This window comes from Coleofasciculus sp. C1-SOL-03, assembly GCF_040220555.1.
In the GTDB taxonomy this organism is placed as follows: Bacteria; Cyanobacteriota; Cyanobacteriia; order Cyanobacteriales; family Coleofasciculaceae; genus Coleofasciculus.
Window position 1 is genome coordinate 1 of record NZ_JAVJUO010000033.1, and the last position, 20142, is coordinate 20142.

The window sequence follows — 20142 nt, forward strand, 5'->3', positions numbered from 1 at the left end:
CCTAACATCAAGCGGCAATTTATCAACAACGTGACCACAATGTCCACAGCGCTTAGAACTGGGAAACCATCGGTCAATCTTAACCAGTAATCGACCGCAACACTGGCACTTGTATTCCAACCGTCTAACCAGTTCGCTCCAGCTTGCGTCAGCAATTGCTTGTAGAGCCGTAGCATGCTACGTCACAACTTATGGTTTTTCATCATATTCTTCACGGCTAAGTCTTCGACAACAATCGATTGATTTTCACGTACCAGTCGAGTCGTTAGCTTGTGAAGGAAATCTTTACGGGCGTCGGCGATTTGAGCATGGATTGCGAGCAACCTGCTGCCGAGCCTTTTCCCTATTATTTGAACCTTTAACCCTGCGAGACAATGCTTTTTGAGCTTGTCTCAACTTGCGTTTTAGCCGCTTAAAGTGCTTTGGATTAGCAATCTTTTCCCCATCGCTGGTCGCCACCAAAGAAGTAACACCTGTGTCACGAAGATAGATGAACCCTGAACAGCATAAAAAGGGTACGGTAGTCTCGTACCCTTATTTTGTCAACTATGCCAGCTTATCCAGATCATCCTCAAGCCACTGATGTAGTTTTGGGCGGTTCAATCTCCAGAGGAAACGCCGTATTAGGCGGAATTGAAGCCGTAAAACAGCAGTTGAGTCAGAACCCCCCATCCTCTCCCCTATCCCTGAATGCCAAAATAGCCGCCCTCCATAACGCCCTGAATTATCGGCAAAAGGGCATAATCCTACTCATGCAAGCCCTAGAGGATGAAGTGTGGGAAATTCACCAAACCGCCTATTCTCTTTTGGAAAAACACGCCGCCACTCAAGCCGAGTCAGCATTAACCCAATACAGCATTCGATTAGCCAAGGAACTTCTAAACCGTTACGAAAACGGAAATCGGGCATTCCCCGGAGCGAATTTAAGTGGAATTTGTTTACAGTGGGAAATCTTAAGCGAGATTGATTTAAGTGATGCTAATCTCAGTGGCGCCTATCTCAATCGAGTAGATTTGACAGGAGCAATCCTTAAAGGCGCGAACTTCAACCAAACTATTCTAAACGGTGTAGAACTCAGTCAGGCAAATCTCAGCCATGCGAACCTAACTGGTGTTTCCCTAAAGGAGACAAACCTCAGTCAAGCTGAACTCACAGAGGCGAATCTCAGAGGGGCAGATTTAAGTCATGCTAACCTGCAAGAGGCAAATCTGACTCAAGGGATTATCAGTTGGGCAAACCTGAGTAACGCCAATTTAAGCCAAGCTGATTTTACCGAAGCTAATCTGGTTGGCGCTAATCTGACAGGAGCCGACTTAAGTGACGCTAACTTGAGAGGCGCTAAACTAAAAGGAGTTAAGCTGACCGATGCTAATCTAGACAATGCCGATTATGATGAGCATACCGATTTTCCCGTTGGATTTAGGGATTACCATAAATTAAGAAAAATTGGGTAGGGGCGGGTTTCGTTACTATCGTTTCTTCCCTCACCCAGATGCGACTAAACCCGCCCCGATAAAGTGTTGCAAATGACGAATGACGAATGACGAATGACAAATGACTAATGACTAATACCTTCAATCCCCATCAAACCTTAATCGAACAATTAGATTTAATGATTCGGGCGCGTTATCCGTTGCTATATATCGTAGCGGTTGAAGAAGAACCCGTGGAAGAAGTATTACTCTCCGTCGCTGTGCAATCCCAACCCGAACGCCAAGTGTTACTCTGGGATATTGTCCGGGGATGGGAGGATAATGGAGCCGATAAGGGTTCAGTTATGGGGGCGCTGCATCGGATTCGCAAGACTGATCCTCAGGAAAATACCCTGTTTGTCCTGCGGGATCTACATTTTATCTTAAAAAATCCGCAGAGCGATCGCAATGCGCCCGTGATCCGAGAATTGAAGAATCTAACCAAGGAACTTAAGCGTTCTCGTAAAACCTTAATCCTCACCAGTCATACCTTAGAAGTACCCGCCGAATTGAGTGAGGAAGTTACGGTTATTGATTTCCCCTTGCCTAATTCCCAGGAAATTGATTATCTGATTAATATTCTGGTTAAACCGGAAAACTTAAACGTATCTGGATTAGCGCGGGAACAATTAGTTAAAGCCTGTCAAGGATTAAGTCGTGCCAGAATTGCCCGGGTATTGGCAAAGGCATTAGCCGCCAAACAACAGGTGAATGAAACGGATATTGATGGCGTATTAGCAGAGAAAAAACAAGCGATTCGCCAAACGGGAATTTTAGACTTTTTTACGGTTCAGGAATCGCTGAAAAATGTCGGTGGATTGGAGAATCTCAAGCAATGGGTACGGATGCGCCAAGATGCATTTACCGAAGCAGCGCGACGCTATGGCATTCCCAATCCCAAGGGGATTTTACTGGTGGGAATTCAGGGAACCGGGAAATCCCTATCCGCGAAAACCATTGCCCATGAATGGCGTTTGCCCTTATTGCGATTAGACACCGGGCGATTATTTGGCGGGATTGTCGGGGAAAGTGAAAGTCGGGTGCGCCAGATGATTCAAATTAGTGAAGCGATCGCGCCTTGTGTATTATGGATTGATGAGATTGATAAGGCGTTTGGTAATATTGGTGCTGGCGTTGATGGGGATTCGGGAACCTCGAGGCGGGTATTTGGTACGCTGATTACCTGGATGCAGGAAAAGACAAGTCCCGTGTTTATTGTGGCGACAGCGAATAATGTGCAGATTTTGCCCGCCGAGTTATTGCGCAAAGGCAGATTTGATGAAATCTTCTTCTTGAATTTGCCCACGGAAGCCGAACGCCAGGATATTTTTAAGGTACATTTGCAACCCTTACGCCCTTCTCGCTTACGGGATTTTGATTTAGCCAGATTAGCACGACAAGCGCAGGATTTTAGTGGGGCGGAGATTGAACAGGTGATTATTGATGCCATGCATCGGGCGTTTGGTACTTTGGTGAATGGACAACGGCGAGATTTTACCACAGAGGATATTGGGCGGGCGATAGAAGAAACGGTACCACTTGCCGCGATCGCCCGGGAGCAAATTGAAGCCCTAAAACACTGGGCAGCCCAGGCGGGGGCGAGAACCGCGTCGAATGATAGTCAGTTGGTGGAAGAGTTAAAGCATTTTACCCAGCAAAAGGGGATTGGTCCGTTGGAAGTGGATTAATGATCGGTAACCAAAGCGTTTAACAAACATAGTGGGATGAAGCGTGACCAGTTCACTCAACAAGGGAGCAATTAAATACTCAGACCGAGTCTTGTCAGTTTAGCACACTAAGTCCGGAAGATCCTCATTTGGCAAGATTGGTTCTTAACATTTCTTAGTACAGCCTACAGAATTTATGTCCAGGTACTGAGTCAACCCAGATTTAGTCTCATGCAGAAAGTAGTTATCATTTGCCCTGGTATTCACAATTCACAGTTGACACACGAGTTTTTAGCTGGGTTACAACGCTGTAACGCTGAAAATGTATGGCATATTCAGCAACTATTACTTTTTCCTAGCCACGAGTATCCGGCATATTCAGCTATTCATATTTTGAACTATTTACAGCGTCATCTCACTCTAATGAACACCTCTGTTACTTTTATCAGTTTTAGTGCAGGAGTAGTTGGTGCGATTGGTGCAGCATGGGGATGGCAGATGCTTGGGGGAACGGTGAAAGCGCTGGTGGCGTTGGATGGGTGGGGTGTACCCTTATATGGAACGTTTCCCATTCATCGGCTGAGTCACGATTATTTTACCCATTGGAGTTCCGCCTTATTGGCAAGTGGCGGGAGTCGTTTTTATGCTGACCCCCCAGTGGAGCATCTAACGTTATGGGAAAAGCCGGATAGCTCTCCAGGGTGGGGAATACAACCCCTTGAGAATGGGAGAGAATGGCGACGTTATCTGACGGCGGCTGAGTTTGTGGTGCAACTCTTGCAGGATTAACCGTTTTTGCCTAAGTAGGGACTGCTGAATAAGTCTTGTGGTGGGGAGAGGCAATAGGCAACAGGCAACAGGCAACAGTTTCAACCCCCTGTTGAGATAAGATTCTGTATTTTATTTTGGCAAGAAAACCCCAACCATACGCCAATTAGGGTTAGTTGGGAAGAATGTCAATCTAACTGATTTACTGGAAACGCTCCCGGTTTCACGAGAATTGTTTTTGTTTTCCCCTGGCGATTCACTTCAATATCGAGATTCGCGCCCACTTCACTCGCTTCTACTTCTTCTTGTACATCCGAAGCCGTTTTAATCAGTTTTCCACCAACTTTTTGAATAATATCACCCGGTTCAAGACCTGCTTGTTGAGCTGGAGAATTAGGAACAACGCGGACGATTAAGACACCTTGGTCTTGAGTCACTTTTAAACCCGCATCTTGATCCTGATTAATTTCTTTGCGTAACTCTGGGGTTAATGTTACCATCTGAATTCCCAGATACGGATGGTCAACCCGACCTTTTTCAAAAAGCTGTTCAGCAATGCGTTGAGCGGTTTCAATGGGGATAGCAAAGCCTAATCCTTGAGCATTGGCACGAATCGCCGTATTAATTCCAATAACTTCACCACTGGCGTTTAATAACGGTCCGCCGGAATTTCCAGGATTAATTGCTGCATCGGTTTGGATAAAACTGACTCGTTTTTCTGGAACACCAACCTGAGAACTCGATCGCCCCAAAGCGCTAATGATGCCAACCGTTACCGTATTATCCAAACCCAGAGGATTGCCGATCGCGATCGCCCATTCCCCAGGAATCAACTCATCGGCGTTACCCAAACGGACGGTGGGCAAATCTTCCGCCTCAATTTTAATAATCGCCACATCAGTTACTGGGTCTGCTCCTAACACCCGACCCTCTAACGTCCGCCCATCTTTCAGTGTAACCTTGACGATATCCGCCCCGTCGATCACATGAGCATTGGTAATAATCTGCCCATCTGACTCCAGAATAAAACCCGATCCCGTTCCCCGTTCCACACGAGGTTCCGGAACAGGCATCTCATTACCGAAAAAGCGGCGAAAGAAGGGATTTCTAAACGGTTCGGGAACCTCTTGGCTAACCTGACGCGCCGCATCGATTCTCACCACCGCCGGTCCAACTTGCTCCACAGCTTGGGCAATAAAATTAAGATTGGCGGGAGCTGGGCGATTGGAGCGCCGAGTTGGGGATAAGGGTTCCAATACTGCCGGCATCGCTTCTGGCGGATTAACCCCTTGGGGTTCAGCCATAAGGTAGCGACTACCTAAAACCCCTGCTCCACCGCCTAAGCCTAGCAAGGTCAGATAAACGGTTAGCTGCTTTAAAGATAAACTCATGGTCTTGGAAACGGGTAGTTTTTGCAGGGGGTGACAAGCGCGATCGCAACTCGCCATTTGTGCCAAGTTGCTGCCTCCAATTGTACAACCTTCTTCTCAAGAGTGTCCTTGATGGTAGGACGGGGTGTGAGGGTGGGCCCTTACAGGTGTAGGTTTTTTATTTTATGGTTGGGACTAGACTTGGAGGATAAGAAAGGAAAGTAGACAAGGAGAAAAAACCGTATAGCATTGGGTTCGGTCAAGCTAACTGTAAAAAGTTTTGGGCATAAATGCTAATCTGGCTTTATTGTCAAGAGCTTTTTCTTAAAGATTGTGTAAAGATTAAGAGTTAGGTCAGTCTAATCCTTCACTATAACTTTAAATTATGAGTCGGACGTATTTGCGTTGTTTCAGTGATTCTCTGTCTTGAAAAAATGTAAATTTTAAATTGAAGCGATCTTATCGCTTTTGCATTTTTGCTTTAACCAAGGCAACTTTAGCGCTTAGTTACAGTAAATTTACACTTAACAAGTATTTACGTTAATAAGCTTGTTAAATATTTCCCTGAATAAAATTTTAATAAAGATTGTATTTAACTAACTCCACAAAAACCAATTGGCAGTAATCTACTAGGTAGTCGGTCATCAAGAAACAGGACTGGATCAAACATGAATAAGTTTGCTGTAGCTACTCTAGGCATTTGTTTAGGTTTTTGGGGAATAAAATCACAACCAGCTTTTGCTGCTATTTTCCCCATAGGCATCAATGACTTTTCGGAAAATGCAACATTAGTACGTTATGAAGAGCATGTATTTGAAGTTCCTCTTACTGAACCTGTTCATGGTCAGACATTTAAGGATGTCCTTCATCAATTTACTGTAAATGGTCAGCCCTCCCCAGACGCTGATCTCTCTAGTGGTACTGGTCATCTAGTCGATGGTCTGGGTACGCCTATGATTAGTGGACCGGCTTCTGGTGTGCTCTCATTGACATTTCAAAATCCGCAGAATCGACTAGGATATGGGTTTGCAACTAGCGATACTACTACTATAGAACTATTCGATGTAAATAATTTTTCCCTGGGAACTATTTCTGAAGATGCATCGACAATTGGGTTGTATGGAATACTAGGTGGATTCTTAGGTGTCGAAAGCACAACACCTTTTTTACGGGCTGAAGTAACTTTCAATGGTTCTCGATTTTCTTTTGATAATCTTAGGTACGAATCGGTTTCCCAAGCTGTTCCGGAACCAGCTACTTTACTAGGCTTAGTGAGTGTACTAGGTTGTGGAGTTTTACTGAAGCAAGACTATTCCAGAAAGCAAAAGAAAAGCTAGCGGATCGGAAGCATCCTATTTGGGGTCTGCTGAATAAGTCTTGTGGTGGGGAGAGGGAACACCTCGACTTCGCTCGGTGTTTCATAGGGAATGGGCAATGGGCAATGGTTTCACCCCTCTTTCGAGGGGAAATTTGGTGCTGAGGTCGGCTTGCAATTCCAGATTTTGGACGGTTATAGTGTAAAAACCTTGCACTTGTTGGGTCAAAAAATGGCTTGAAGTCCTTATCTGGTGTACCTTCCACACTTGTGCAGCAAGCCCTAATGTATCTGTCGCAGCGGAATTTCAATCACAAACTCACTCCCTTGCCCAGATTCAGAATTACACTGAAGATATCCCCCATGTTTTTCCACCACGATCTGGTAACTAATCGATAACCCTAAACCCGTGCCTTTCCCCACTGGTTTAGTGGTAAAAAATGGATCAAATAGACGTTGACGCACAACTTCAGTCATCCCCGATCCATTGTCAGCAATGCGAACTACCACCCATTGATTCACCAAGGATGATTTCACCTGGGATGTAGGACGCTTGACCTCTTTAATCGCTGTCTGAATCACAACCGTGGGATAAGGATTCGAGGATTGCCCATCAGACAACTGAGTTTGAGCATTGAACTGTCGCAACTCTTCGAGGGCATCAATAGCATTACTCAGTAGATTCATAAACACTTGGTTGAGTTGCCCCGGATAACATTCCACCAAGGGTAAATCCCCATACTCCTTCACCAACTCTACTTCAACCAAATGTGACGTGGCTTTGATCTGATTTTGCAGGATCAATAGTGTATTATCTAACCCCTCATGGAGATCCACCGATTTCATCTCCGCTTGATCCAAGCGGGAGAAATTCCGCAACGACAGCACCAAGTTGCGAATGCGATCAGCACCGATTTTCATGGAGTTAATCAGTTTAGGCAAGTCCGTTTTGACAAATTCTAAGTCAATTTCCTCAGTCGTTTCTTGAATTTCGGCTACAGGTTGGGGATAATACTGCTCATAGAGTTCCAGCAGACCCATAACGTCCTGAACGTACTGAGAAGCATAAGCAATATTCCCGTAAATAAAATTAATCGGATTATTAATTTCGTGAGCCACACCAGCAACCAGTTGTCCCAAGGACGACATTTTTTCGCTCTGAATCAACTGACTTTGATAAGAATGCAGTTGCTGGATCATGCGTGTGAGTTCGCGGGTTTGTTTTTTCAACTGGGCTTCACTTTGCCGCAGGGCTGTTTCTACCCGCTGGCGTTCTAGAATATCCTGTTGAAGCCGGATATTGGCTTGAGTAAGCTGGGCTGTGCGCTGTTCAACTTGAATTTTCAATTGGTCATGGGATTTTTGTAGGGCTAACTCCGCTCGCTGGCGCTCTCCAATTTCATGGCGTAGCCGTTCATTGGTCTGGGCTAATTCCGAGGTTCGTTCTTCCACCGCCTGTTGTAGGAGTTCGATGACCCCATACATTTCCACGGGGTTCAGCACTTGCAGCAGGCTGGTTTGGGACACAATCCCCACTAATTCTCCCTGATTGCCGCGAACAACCAACCGTCGCACCCGATGCTGCTGCATTTGCTCGTGGGCTAGCCATAAGGAATCCGACGGACCCAGACAAAATAGGGGTGTACTCATCACCTCTTGAGCCTGTAGGCGCGATAAATCTAGTTCTAGTGCCTGAAACTGCACAATATCGCGTTCCGTGACAATACCTACGGGAATCAGGGACTGAGAATACAGCATTGGACAGGGACAAGAGGCTTTAGTCAAAGGAGCTGAACATCCGGCTGGCGTGAGGGCAGCGGGTTCCCCAGGCTGAATTTCCGACTCTCTGACTTGAGTAATCACCACGCAACTGACTTGATGCTCTGTCATGATCTGGGCTAACTGTAGCACCGCTGTGGTTACGGGTGCATGAATCACCGCTGTGGTCATTACATCTTGCACACAGCGCAATCGCGTTAGCAGGTTAACGGGTTGCAGGGCTTGGCGAATACTCTCATGGGTGACAATTCCCATAGGTTGCCCTTGCTTATTGACAATCGGTAGGTGACGTATCCGATGCTGGCGTAAGAGTCCCAATGCGGTAAAGATATCGTGAGACGGTGACGGTTGCAGTGTAATCGCGGGTCGGGTCATGATTTCGGAAATATTGACTCGGCTTAAGGGAAGACCCGCCGCCGCTAACCTAACGATATCGCGCTCGGTGAATACGCCAACCAGTCGCTCTCCCTCCATCACCAATACACAACCTGCTGCCGTATCCGCCACACCAAACACGGCATCTTCTTCCTGAGACAGGCAGGAAATTTGCGGGAGATGCGCGGGGATGTGACTCATGTCCGTTCCTAACGCTTGGCTGGGTAATCGGCAACTGCGAAATCGACTCATCAGCGCCAAGACATCCACCAGCGGGGTATCTGGTGCAACGGTCAAAAAATGAGCATCAATTGCTGGTTCTAGAGCTAAGGAATGAAATGGCAGACCACTAGGCTGCATGAGCAATGTCTCTGGGGTGAAGATCGGCGTAGCTGGGCAGAATTACGGGGATGGTGACTGATTCAATCAAACTTGACAGGTTAGCTTAGTTATGATAATAGCTATTCGATAGCTATGACAGCTATCCACCTACCAAGGAGGAGCATCAGCTAGTAAATTTGACACTCCCCGGTCTCGCATACAGGGGGTTTCCCGCAACGGAGGAATTTTTATGAGAGTCGCACCCTGGAAGTCTTGAGAACTTCAGTTACTTGGTTTTACTGGCAATTTTACGCTGTTGTCTTCCTTTTTTCTGTCTATTTTTTTTAAGACTGCAATAAATCGTTACATTTATTGTAACAAATTGTTACATCATGCTCTTGTGGGTCATGCCAAATTGCGACCAAAGATATAACATTCTCTCCCCCCGCTTCACCCACTCCCCTAGTTTCCCCAGCTCTTCCTATCCACTACGTTTAAGCACAACTCGTTATCAGGATTGATTCAATGCCCCCTTACCAAAGAATTTTGGCGGTTCGTGTAAGGTATAGACTTGAGTTTCCGAGGCGATCGCCCGACGGATATAGGCAGGGGTTTGTAACAGTCCTAATAACGCCACACCGTCGATTAGGCGCAAGCCACCTGTTGTCTTGTCTTGCAGGTGTTGATCAACGGTAGCCGGATTGGGTTGAGTGTCAATGGCTTGGGCAGAGGCGATCGCAAATCCCCAGGGTTCACCGTAGGTGGGGGTGTAGCAACAATAGGAGTGTATATGTGGAAAAACAGCATTTAAGGTGTTCACTAGACGAGCATGGGCGTTGACCGCGAATGTTCCAACGGGTCCAGCTTGCAGGACTAAAAATCCATCCGGTGTGAGAACGCGCTGAACTTTCTCAAAAAACTCTTTGGTAAACAGCTTATAGGATGGTCCTTCTTCAATCGGATCAGACAGATCGGAGATGACAATATCCCACTGCTGTTCCATGGTGTCTAAAATCTCTAGAGCGTCACCAATAACCAGTTGAGTTCGGGGATCATCAAAGGCATTTTGATGCATTTCTGGCAGGTGTTGTCGGCAAGCCTCCACAACCTCACCATCAATATCCACCATCATTACCTGCTCAACGGTTTTCCAGCGCAGGATTTCGCGTATCGTTGCTCCTTCACCCCCACCCAATACAAGAACACGACGCGGATTAGGGTGACTAATCATAGCAGGCTGAACCAAGGCTTCATGATAAATAAACTCATCCCCTGTACAGGATTGCCATTTACCGTCTAAAACTAAGCCTTTGCCATAGGCTCCTGTTTCCACAATATACATTTCCTGATAGGCTGTTTTTTTATAAGCTAAAACCTTGGTAATCCCGTGAACATAGATATCCCAAGGCGTGATATATTCGCTTATCCACAAATCGGCATCAACTTTACTGCCAGCCATACAGCCCCTTCCTAATTACATTACACAGATCGTCATTATTACAGAAATAGGCAATCGACAACAGGCAATGGGAGGATGTCAGTGTTAAACTTTAGCTGATTCCACTTTAGCCGATGCTCTAAGCCGAATCGAACAATGTCAGAATTTGCTTGAACAGAGGTTCATTGGCGCGAGTTTTTAGAATAGCGTGAGCTAATTCAATAAACTGATGATCTTGTTGGTTGTTTTGTTCAACCAGTTTAGTAGCTGGATGAAACGTCAGGTCATTGGTGTCTAATTCATTCGTTTTTCCCGTTTGCAAACCCGAAAATCTCGGTCTCCAGGAGATAGATTTACCCCGCAAGGTAAATTGAAACCACTCAATTTCGCCGTGGCGAAGTTCTACCACTACATCAAAATAAGGCTCACCTCCTTGATACCAAACTTTGGTAATCCCCTCTTTCGCTGGGCTTAAGATCCCTGGATCGATCTGTCGGAGGGAAGCTCCTAATCGTTTAATTTCATCTTGATCCATCTGCGTCACGGGTTTGAGTCTCAGCTCCCTGGTATGTCCCCATGAAGGTAAGCTGATCGCTAAAACTATATACTGGATACGCCAATATCGCCAATGACTCCGGACTTCTAGGTGGGGAGAGGAAATTTACCGCCGCCTACAATATGGATGTTGAACCTTTACGATGCCCTCTGATTCAATCCTTGCTGACGTTTGAGGAATAGGATCAGCGCGATCGCCAGCGAACCGACAATCATTCCATTTACGGGTTCAGGTACAGCGACTGACAAAGGATTATTCGGCTGATTAAGCTGTTCTTGTCCATCTTCCACCTTACGATCAAAACGATCAGTTTCGGCTTCGGCTTGCTTGAGTGCCTCTCGCTGCTGATCATTCACCAGGACAATCATTGATGAATAGGGCGTCACCAATTTATAGGTTTTGGCGATCGCATGAATGGCATCCAGTTGAGCCAGATTATCTCCCTGGATCTGTTGACTCAATCCTTTGACGAGTTGCCTTGCGGCTAATGGCTCAAAACTGTTTTTAACCGTAGTTTCACTGGGAGTTTTTGCCATCGACCAAGCATAGCCATCCACTACAGTTACCACCGATGGGGCTAATGCTGCTTTTGTTGCCAATCGCTGCAAGACCTCTGGGAGTTCTGTAGATACACCACCCCCACTATCTTGAATCGCTTTTAGAGTCCCATCATCATAAGCCGGTGGCAAGGCGCCCAGATGCACCATCCATAACGGTGCCGGCATGTCTAGCCCATCTTTACTATTCTCGGATAATTCATAACTCCGTTACATAAGACCTACTCAAAACTGATCAACCTTAGTCAGATCTAGTCTTGATGCTTACTTCCTGCTTCACTCTGGCGGTGTCGGCACCTTCCCAGTCCACAGGCACTTCCCCACCTAACTGGCGGCTATCTCCAAATTAATGGAGGCATTAAAATCCCGGTCAATTTCTAACCCACAATTATCGCACCGAAAGACCCGCTCAGATAAAGGCATTTCATCCTTCACTGTATGGCATCGCGAACAAGTCTTAGTTGAGGGATACCATCGGTCTACTTCAATCAATGTTGACCCATACAATTTGCATTTGTATTCTAACTGACGTTTGAACTCACAAAAACCCATACATTGAATGGCTTTAGCTAGCTTATGATTAGCCATCATCCCGGACACATTTAAGTTTTCCACTCCTATCCGGCTGTGGTTTTGGGCTAAATAGGAGGTAAGCTTGTGCAACGTGTCCTTTCTGATATTGGCTATTCTCCGGTGCAAACGGGCTACTTTGACTTGGGCTTTCTTCCAGTTGGCGGAACCAATCTGTTTATGGCGATTTAGCCATTGCATACGAGACAGTTTTTTGGAGTACTTTCGATAGCTTTTAGCGCCTTCTACTACAACTCCAGTGGACAATACGGCTAATGCTTTTATGCCCAAGTCCACTCCCACTACAGGGTGGGGCTTGGGTCGGTTGACTGGTTTATATTCCAGCTTAAAACTGATAAACCATCTGTCAGCCGTTCTGGATATGGTAACGGACTTAGGCTGAAACTGAATGGGTAGCCGTTCATGGGTCCTCAACCAACCAATAACCGGAACTCTAATTTTAAAATGGTCAAGCTTGATTGATCCATCCAAGGTAAAGCTATCGCCCCTTCCTTTTTTCTTAAACCGAGGTGGTTTCTTGCTTTTCTTAAATGCATCTTTCCAAGCTTCCGCCAATTGCCTAAGCGCATACTGAGGGGCGCATTTGCTCACCTCATAGTACCAGGGATAAATCGGTTTAACTAGGGCTACTAGGCACTTGTGTAAGTCAATCCCTGTCGGAAATTTGATTTTGTCCTCTGGATCATCCCTATTGTGGTCTAATATTTGTTTAGTCAAACCTAGACCCCAATTCCAAGCGTGACGGGCAACACCAGCGTGTTTGGCTAGTGCCGTTCGCTGCTTATTGTTCACTCTTAACTCTGTCTTAAACCCTAGAAGCATGAGCCGATCAGGTTTGCTTGGTGTATAATATCAGTATACAAATATATACCCATAATAACAATGCCATTCCGGAAAAACCATAAACTAGGGGCAAAAAAAATACTAGACAAACCGTTAGACAAGACTCCTATCTGTTTTAGGGGATATGTTGGGCAAAAGGAGAAACTGAAAGCCGTTCCCAATTGGCAAGAGCGGTTCAGGGAGTTTGTTGATCAGCTTTACTCATCCCTCCCCAATAATGAACAGGAATGAGTAGATCTGATCAGAGATTGGCTTACAGTTACTACCCCCTCATCCGTGATCAGTAAAATGCCATTATAAGGCGTATTACCTTGCAATTGGAGAAACTGTCGCAGCATCTGCTGATAGTGGAGTGTGCCATAGAACGTGATCTTCGCCGGATTAAATGTGCGGATATCGTCGATACGTTGAGGTGGTTTGCCCGTAGCCCCTGTGATGTACAAATCGGCATCATTATTGGCAAAGCTGTTATCCGCGAAGCCCTGTTGATTTAACCAATTGAAGGTTTTTGTCAGTGCTTTCACTTGGGCTGACATGCTGCGTGAACTATCAACCACGACGGCAAACCGCTTACCTTGGGGTGAGGCGTAATCCTCTCTACCTAGTGGTTTTGCTGTAATCTGGTAACCCTCTGGGAAATTCACTTGATGGACTTGTGGCGGCGGCTGCTCGGTGGCGGGTAAAAATTCAGGAAGCCACTCATCTTTAGCCGTCGCGATCGCAGCCATACCTTTTTCTGGTTAATATTTAGGACACCTGCCTTTGCCTGGTCTACAATTGCCGTGGATTGCAAGGCGCGTTGTACTGCCTTTCGCTCAGCTTTTTGGATGGGAGTGTCAAAGAATTCGGCGTAAAGTTTTTCGGCTTTTTCGATATCTGAACCCGAACCGTTGTACAAAAACGGCGACATCAGTTGGTTATAACTTTCTTGTAAAAACTGGCAATAGGCGTTCAGCAATCCGCTGCGAATCGCCTCCGATTGGGCTAAGAGGGCTGTCCTAGCGCTATCAGTTTGGGCGGGTTGAGCCAACAGCTTAAATGCCTTGGTCTGGGGCTGTGTCGTGAATGAGATAAACAGAATCATCCAGACACTGAGTACAGCAACAGTACCCTGAACTGTGCGTTTTTTGCCATACTGGGAGGCAAATTTGTTTATGATACGATACCCGGATTGAACATATAAGGCAGCCAGTGCCGAGGGCATACCTAAAAATAGGGTACAGCTAAAGCCATAGAGTAGAAGCGCAAGTACTCCCCAGACGGCGAAAGACGGGTCATACTGTAGAATTGACCACAGTTCGTATACCCAGTCAAAGCTAAAGAATTGGCGTACTAAAACCGCCGCTGTAGGTACGGCATAGAATAACAGTAATAATCCGGTGAATACACCAACCAACAGCATCAAGCTGTGAGTAAACAGTTGTAGCCATGCTAATTTTTGATTCCGTTGAGCATAGCCACGCAGCACTTCCAGGCAAAATGCCAACATGCACGCCACTCCTGTTCCCAGGATCAAGGTACTAGCGGGAGTGAGTTCTCGCAGCAGGAACAAGCGAACCAGGCACAGGGCAAATAGGGGAGCTTCTACGCCATAGAATAGACGCATTAGTTCCAACGGTTGTCGGCGCAAACGCCACCCTCCAATTAGAGTACAGACGGTTGGCACGGCGATAAGACCACCTAAGGGGAGGAGGAATTCAGGTTCAATCTCACCAGACAATATGGCGACGACCAAATCCCCCCCAATCAGGGGCAGTATCCCAAAGTAAACGACCAGCAAAAAGGTAAGATTCCAAAGCCAAAAGATAGCATGGCTGGTCGTCTGGAGTAATGTTTTCAGGGTTGTCTTTTTTTTCATAAAACCCAATGATATAAGTTAGGCGATTTTCTGAAGACCGGGGATTGTTGTCTAACCTTCAAATATATCTGCCATTTTATGCCTAAAAATTCATGATCGTTCAAAAAGTAGAATCCCTGCGACTAACGACTGCCGGATTTATAGGATTATTTTTACATGGCATCATTGTGGCAGCACCCGGGGCGTTTCTGCCCCAATGGACGGCAGCATTTGCAGCCAGCCCATTAATTAGTCCCTCTCTCAAGTACAGCGACTAAACAAATCAGCCAGAATCTGATTAGAGAACAAAAACCCCTCTGGATCACTTAATCTCAGCCACCCAGTCATGGGTAGTTTCTGGGCAGTATGCCAATCCCAGGCTTTCCCATCGGGTTCCACAACGTCTACCCAACCTTTCTCGTAGTAGGGGTGCAACGTTGTGCCAATCTGAGAGAGAGTCTTCTCGCCAAACTGTTGCACCAGTGCCGATAGATTCACACCTTCTGCCAAACGTAGTCCTAGCATCAGGGTTTCTAACAAAACATCCATGTCCGAGAGTTCTGGACTCTCCCAGATCCCACCCGCTTCAATGAACTGTTGCACCCAAGCATAATACTCTCGTCGGGTGCGGGGGCGAGTAAACCGCCGCCCCTGGATATAACTAGCCGCCCCCATACCAAATCCATAGAAAGGACGGTTTTCCCAATACACTCGATTATGGCGGCATTGGTGAGTGGGTAGAGCATAGTTGGATATTTCATAATGGTCATACCCGGCATCAGTGAGGAGTTGCTGGGCAAGGCGATACATTTGAGCAGTTGTCTCGTCAGTCGGTAAGGGAGAAATGCCGGGGCTGTACTGCCGTCCAAAGGCGGTAACGGGTTCTATGGTTAGGTCATAGCAGGAGATATGGGTAGGGGCAAGCTGAATGGCGGCTGTCAAGGATTCCTGCCACTGTTCTAAGGTTTGAGTGGGTAATCCCGAAATCAAATCTAAACTCCAGTCGGGAACCTCTACTTGGCGGAGTAACTCGACGGCGGTGAAGATATGATTAAGCTGGTGCGATCGCCCACAAATGCCCAATAGTTCATCCTGAAAGGCTTGAACTCCCAGGCTAACTCGATTTACGCCAGCATCCCGGTATCCTTTGATCTGCGACAGGTTGAATGTGCCTGGATCGATTTCCATGGAAATCTCCGCATCGGTCGCTATGCCAAACTGCTGTGCTAAGGTATCCAGAATGCGGCTTAACTGTGAAGTGGATAACAGAGAGGGGGTGCCACCGCCAAAAAAAATGGTGACAAGAGAATCAGTTGAGGCTGGTGTGGTTTGAATTTCCTCAACCAAGACCTCCACATAATCCTCAATTGTGCCGGACGTGCTACCCGTGGCTTTATCGCCGACTACAGATACGGGAAAGTCACAGTAGTAGCAGCGGCGTCGGCAGAAGGGGATATGGATATAGGCGGAATGGGCAGTTCCCATCTCGATTATTTTTTCAGATTCGTTTAGAAAATTTAACACATTATCCGGGAATTTGGCGAATATTTCTTAATATTTGATTAATAAATAAGTAGATCGATGACAATTAACCTAAATCTATTACCTTTTGTAAATTTTTCTGAATGCCTAACCATCAATGGTATCTGAATTATGAAGTATGAATCTGAATGTCCTGTTCCCTGACCAATGAAGCTCCTGATCAATGATGCTGATAGACTGATTATTTCAAGGTATGTTTAGAAAAAATCTTGAGACATTAACATAAAAGGGCGAGAACTGTACTCACTTATACGAAAACCCGGAGATTTAAGCTAAGCCGATAGGCATAGGGAAACGAAATGACGTGAAAGATATAATAAACGTGATTAACCTCTATCATTATAAATCTCGAATAGAATCGAAAGATTTGCCAGATAAACCACTTGGATTGGAACCATGCTTGATTTTGTCATTATTCTTTTATTCATCCTAGCAGGAGCAGGTATAGGGTTCGACATCGTTGAACTGCTGCCGCCCTCCGTGCAGGAACAGATTACTAATCTGGAGGCGCTGCGCTGGATTTTAGCCAGTTTTACCGCCATTATTGGTTTTGCGGTTGGGTTAACGGTGCAAGTGACCTATCGTCGTTTGGAAAAGCAGGTACGCCAACTGCCCATCGAGGTCATTTTGACCCGGGCAGTCGGTTTGGTGTTGGGACTGCTGTTAGCGAATTTAATGCTAGCCCCGATTTTCTTGCTGCCTTTTCCCTCGGAGTTTGGTTTTATCAAGCCCTTGGCGGCAATTTTGGGCAGTGTAATGTTTGCCTTTCTGGGAATCAGTTTGGCAGATACCCACGGTCGAACGTTTTTGCGCCTGATTAATCCAAACAGCTTGGACACGATGTTGGTGGCAGAAGGGACGCTCAAACCAGCGGCGAGTAAGGTACTCGACACAAGCTGTATTATTGATGGTCGGATTGAGGAACTGTTGAATACCGGGTTTATTGAGGGGCAAATCCTCATTCCCCAGTTTGTGTTGCAGGAGTTGCAGCAGCTAGCTGATGCTGCCAATGATCAAAAGCGGATTCGGGGACGACGGGGGTTAGATATTCTCAAGGCAATGCAAACAGCTTATCCGGAACGCCTGATTATTCATCCGGCTGATTATGAGGATATTCAGACAGTGGATGCCAAATTGGTGCGGTTGACTCAGGAAATTAATGGCACGCTTTTGACCAATGACTACAACCTGAGTAAAGTGGCGAATTTGCAAAAAGTTCCCGTTCTCAATGTCAATGATTTGGCTCACGCTGTACGTCCGATTTATCTGCCCGGTGATAGCCTGGAATTGAAAATCCTCAAGGAAGGGAAAGAACCCTCTCAAGGTGTAGGGTATCTAGACGATGGCACGATGGTGGTTGTGGAAGAAGGACGCGACCATGTCGGCGCCCAAATGCGGGTTGTGGTCACCTCTGCTTTACAAACGTCTGCCGGACGGATGATTTTTGCTCGTCCTCAAGCGTCTGTGGCGGCGTAAAGCTATGAATCGGCTGCGGTTGAGTAGCTACAGGTCTGGAAACGGTGCTGGAAAATCGGCACCGTTTTTGCTCCGTTGCCAAACTAATCTCTAGGAAGGAACACTGCTGTGTAAGAATAGTTTAGTATTGCCAGAGCAATTTCTGGCAAGATGTAGGCTGTTGGAGAGAAAACGAGCTTTTTGTGTCAGGAACCCCACGGCTGTAAGCCGGGGGCTTGAAAAAAGCCCTTTCCCTGACCAGCCTAAGACCTATGTGGTCTACGTTATGCCTAAGTGTTGTAGAGACGTAGCATGCTACGTCTGTACCTACCTTGGGGTGCGTGCCAGCCCTGAGCTGCTAGAACTCCAGCATTAAACAGGTATACAAGGGTTAAGCCAGTGTGTTGGAGAAAGTACCGAGGTATAACATTGGCGAGGCAAACTTTACTCCGGAAACGGAAGCGCCCTTCACCGGGCAATTAAAGACCTCTATGCGTACAGGTTAAAAGCACGAGCCTGTAACTGCCCAGGCGAAAGGCGAAAGCAAAACGTCGAACGTCGTTAGTCAATCCAAGGCGGTAGGGGTTTCAACTTTAAATATTGCAGTCGTGTACACGGGAAGGATGGATACCAATACAGCTTCTCTCGGAAGCCCTGTCGGGCTGCTGTTTATGTAAGAGGGCGAATTCTTCCATAAGCATAAATGACAGGGGTTTCCATCCGCCCCCTTACTAACCCTAATTTTCGATGAAAGTTGGCGATCGCGTTAGAGTTAAGACATCTGTTATTGTTTACCACAATCCAGCCCACCGTAATGAGCCGTTTGATATCAAGGGTATGGAAGGCGAAGTTATTGCTATTGTTACAGAATGGCAAGGGCGACCCGTGAGCGCTAACTTACCGATTCAGGTCAAATTTGACAAAAAGTTTCGCGGTCACTTCCGGGAAGATGAGTTAGAAGTCTTATGAGTGTTCAGCAATTGAGCCACAGAATCAGTTAGTTGAGCGGTGAGAATACCTATCCAAATCAGCTTTTTTGTTGGCGGTTGACCGTTGACGGTTGACTGTGTATTACTACTTTATGAATCATTAGCGGCGACAGAACCATCTAAACAGGTTGATGTCGCCTTGCATTTTTTGGAGTTCTTGTTGGTGGCGTTGGGCAGTTTGGCGGTACCATTGGCAGTAGGACTCAAATTCTTGCCGATACTGCGTTTCTCGGTGGAACTCTTGAGCGAGTTGGTAGGTGGCAAAACTATCCGCAGCAGGCGGAGGAGTGGGAAAAATTTGGCGGAATTCCTCTGACATGGGGATTAGGGGTATTGGGTTGGGTACAAGTCAAATCGCCCACGGCGTTTAGTTTAGGGTATCTCAGATTCGCTTGAGTGTCCAAGCCGCGATCGCGCATGGGGTTAATGTTGACACAGGAACCTGACAACGAGAAATCTGATGCACAAATTTAACAGGGTAGCAACATTCATCGGCGTCGGCTCATTGATTAGTTTCGCTGTAGCTTTTATGCTCGCCAGCAAGGGGGGTTCGGACAGTTCCGATAATCGGAGAACCAAACAGTACATATTGCCTTTGACTCTCCAGGTGTTTCTGACTTAAAGACAGCAAAAGAAAGAGCTTGGGAACAGCCATATATTTCGCCAGATGGAAATTATGTTCAATTCCGCACCATTTTTATGAATGCGGGCGCTCTTTCTCTAGAAGAAATGGCGCAAATTTTAGAGGCAACGAAACCAGAATGGCAAACGCTTGACGCGGCTGATAATTCACCGCCAGAAAACAGCAACAATGCTGATAATACGGTTAATTTAAATGCACTGCCTGATGGTACTTATTTTTTAGGAACCACTTCTAATCCCAAACAAGGAGGAGAGTTTTACATTGTTTTGGCAAAAAATCCCAATCAAATTGAAGGATTTCGCTACCGATATCAAACGGATCGATCTGAGTGTTTTACTGGAACAGCGAACGGGAATTTTGTCAGCGGCGCTAACGTGGCAACTTATGTGATTGATCCTCCTACCTCGGACTGGATTTTCCAGGAGAATACTACCTTGGATTTGAGTAATTATCAAAAACTTCCGTTTGACCAAATTCCTTCTAGTATTGAAGTTCAAGAGAATTTGTCTGAATGTATGGCGTTGTGGTAGCGATGATGCCGATTCAAATAAGTCGCCGGACACCAACTCTTGGGTGAGAATCGCCCACGGCGTTTAGTTTAGGGTATCCTAGATTCGCTTGAGT

Annotated in this window: 17 protein-coding genes and 2 pseudogenes; 8 read left to right on the forward strand and 11 right to left on the reverse strand. The window is 46.3% G+C overall.

The features are described 5' to 3' along the window. Window positions 1–480: pseudogene (locus RIE73_RS05175) on the reverse strand (RNA-guided endonuclease TnpB family protein); the annotation flags it as partial. Between the two features lie 68 nt (window positions 481–548). On the opposite strand from RIE73_RS05175, the gene RIE73_RS05180 reads away from it, so the two are divergent. From RIE73_RS05180 to RIE73_RS05190, 3 genes are all read left to right on the forward strand, one after another. Further along, entirely contained in the window at window positions 549–1454 is a 906-nt protein-coding gene (locus tag RIE73_RS05180; protein WP_446400179.1) for a pentapeptide repeat-containing protein, read from the forward strand. 107 nt (window positions 1455–1561) lie between these two features. Next, window positions 1562–3160, forward strand: a complete 1599-nt coding sequence (locus tag RIE73_RS05185) for an AAA family ATPase (protein WP_446400180.1) — start codon at window positions 1562–1564, stop codon at window positions 3158–3160. A 255-nt stretch (window positions 3161–3415) separates the two neighbouring features. Then, window positions 3416–3928 carry a hypothetical protein gene (locus tag RIE73_RS05190; protein WP_446400181.1) on the forward strand — a complete coding sequence of 171 codons (513 nt, stop codon included), beginning with the start codon at window positions 3416–3418 and terminating at the stop codon, window positions 3926–3928. Window positions 3929–4095: 167 nt separating this feature from the next. Here the strand turns inward: RIE73_RS05190 and RIE73_RS05195 are convergent, their stop codons facing one another. Then, a complete protein-coding gene (locus tag RIE73_RS05195; RefSeq protein ID WP_446400223.1) occupies window positions 4096–5298 on the reverse strand; it encodes an HhoA/HhoB/HtrA family serine endopeptidase in 1203 nt (400 codons plus the stop codon). Window positions 5299–5945: 647 nt separating this feature from the next. Here RIE73_RS05195 and RIE73_RS05200 point away from each other — a divergent pair. Beyond that, window positions 5946–6614 (forward strand): PEP-CTERM sorting domain-containing protein, encoded by a 669-nt coding sequence (locus tag RIE73_RS05200; protein WP_446400182.1) that lies wholly within the window; start codon window positions 5946–5948, stop codon window positions 6612–6614. Between the two features lie 260 nt (window positions 6615–6874). On the opposite strand, the gene RIE73_RS05205 is transcribed toward RIE73_RS05200, so the two are convergent. From RIE73_RS05205 to RIE73_RS05235, 7 genes and pseudogenes are all read right to left on the reverse strand, one after another. Then, complete coding sequence (locus RIE73_RS05205) at window positions 6875–9106, reverse strand: CBS domain-containing protein (protein ID WP_446400183.1); 2232 nt, start codon at window positions 9104–9106, stop codon at window positions 6875–6877. A gap of 472 nt (window positions 9107–9578) precedes the next feature. Beyond that, entirely contained in the window at window positions 9579–10526 is a 948-nt protein-coding gene (gene speE / locus RIE73_RS05210) for a polyamine aminopropyltransferase (RefSeq protein WP_446400184.1), read from the reverse strand. A 118-nt stretch (window positions 10527–10644) separates the two neighbouring features. Continuing rightward, a complete protein-coding gene (locus RIE73_RS05215; RefSeq protein WP_446400185.1) occupies window positions 10645–11040 on the reverse strand; it encodes a hypothetical protein in 396 nt (131 codons plus the stop codon). 158 nt (window positions 11041–11198) lie between these two features. Beyond that, a pseudogene (locus RIE73_RS05220) lies at window positions 11199–11813 on the reverse strand (TIGR02921 family PEP-CTERM protein); the annotation flags it as partial. Between the two features lie 129 nt (window positions 11814–11942). Further along, window positions 11943–13031, reverse strand: a complete 1089-nt coding sequence (locus RIE73_RS05225; RefSeq protein WP_446400186.1) for an RNA-guided endonuclease InsQ/TnpB family protein — start codon at window positions 13029–13031, stop codon at window positions 11943–11945. A 218-nt stretch (window positions 13032–13249) separates the two neighbouring features. Continuing rightward, window positions 13250–13780: a hypothetical protein gene (locus RIE73_RS05230; protein WP_446400187.1), complete on the reverse strand. Its 531-nt coding sequence runs from the start codon at window positions 13778–13780 to the stop codon at window positions 13250–13252. Beyond that, window positions 13693–14910 (reverse strand): TIGR02921 family PEP-CTERM protein, encoded by a 1218-nt coding sequence (locus RIE73_RS05235; protein WP_446400188.1) that lies wholly within the window; start codon window positions 14908–14910, stop codon window positions 13693–13695. The genes RIE73_RS05230 and RIE73_RS05235 overlap by 88 nt, the downstream gene beginning before the upstream one ends. Before the next feature lie 92 nt (window positions 14911–15002). On the opposite strand from RIE73_RS05235, the gene RIE73_RS05240 reads away from it, so the two are divergent. Next, window positions 15003–15167 (forward strand): hypothetical protein, encoded by a 165-nt coding sequence (locus RIE73_RS05240; protein WP_446400189.1) that lies wholly within the window; start codon window positions 15003–15005, stop codon window positions 15165–15167. Here the strand turns inward: RIE73_RS05240 and hemW are convergent. Continuing rightward, the gene (gene hemW, locus RIE73_RS05245; protein ID WP_446400190.1) at window positions 15151–16374 is read right to left on the reverse strand and encodes a radical SAM family heme chaperone HemW; all 1224 of its coding nucleotides are present in this window, start codon (window positions 16372–16374) and stop codon (window positions 15151–15153) included. The two genes, RIE73_RS05240 and hemW, sit on opposite strands and share 17 nt — an antisense overlap. A 453-nt stretch (window positions 16375–16827) precedes the next feature. Here hemW and RIE73_RS05250 point away from each other — a divergent pair, with 453 nt between their 5' ends. Beyond that, a complete protein-coding gene (locus RIE73_RS05250; RefSeq protein ID WP_446400191.1) occupies window positions 16828–17907 on the forward strand; it encodes a PIN domain-containing protein in 1080 nt (359 codons plus the stop codon). 726 nt (window positions 17908–18633) lie between these two features. Beyond that, complete coding sequence (locus tag RIE73_RS05255; protein WP_446400192.1) at window positions 18634–18855, forward strand: ferredoxin-thioredoxin reductase variable chain; 222 nt, start codon at window positions 18634–18636, stop codon at window positions 18853–18855. A 120-nt stretch (window positions 18856–18975) separates the two neighbouring features. On the opposite strand, the gene RIE73_RS05260 is transcribed toward RIE73_RS05255, so the two are convergent. Next, window positions 18976–19194, reverse strand: a complete 219-nt coding sequence (locus tag RIE73_RS05260) for a hypothetical protein (RefSeq protein WP_446400193.1) — start codon at window positions 19192–19194, stop codon at window positions 18976–18978. Between the two features lie 380 nt (window positions 19195–19574). Between RIE73_RS05260 and RIE73_RS05265 the strand changes: the two genes are divergently transcribed. Next, entirely contained in the window at window positions 19575–20048 is a 474-nt protein-coding gene (locus RIE73_RS05265) for a hypothetical protein (RefSeq protein ID WP_446400194.1), read from the forward strand. The last annotated feature ends 94 nt before the right edge of the window (window positions 20049–20142 follow it).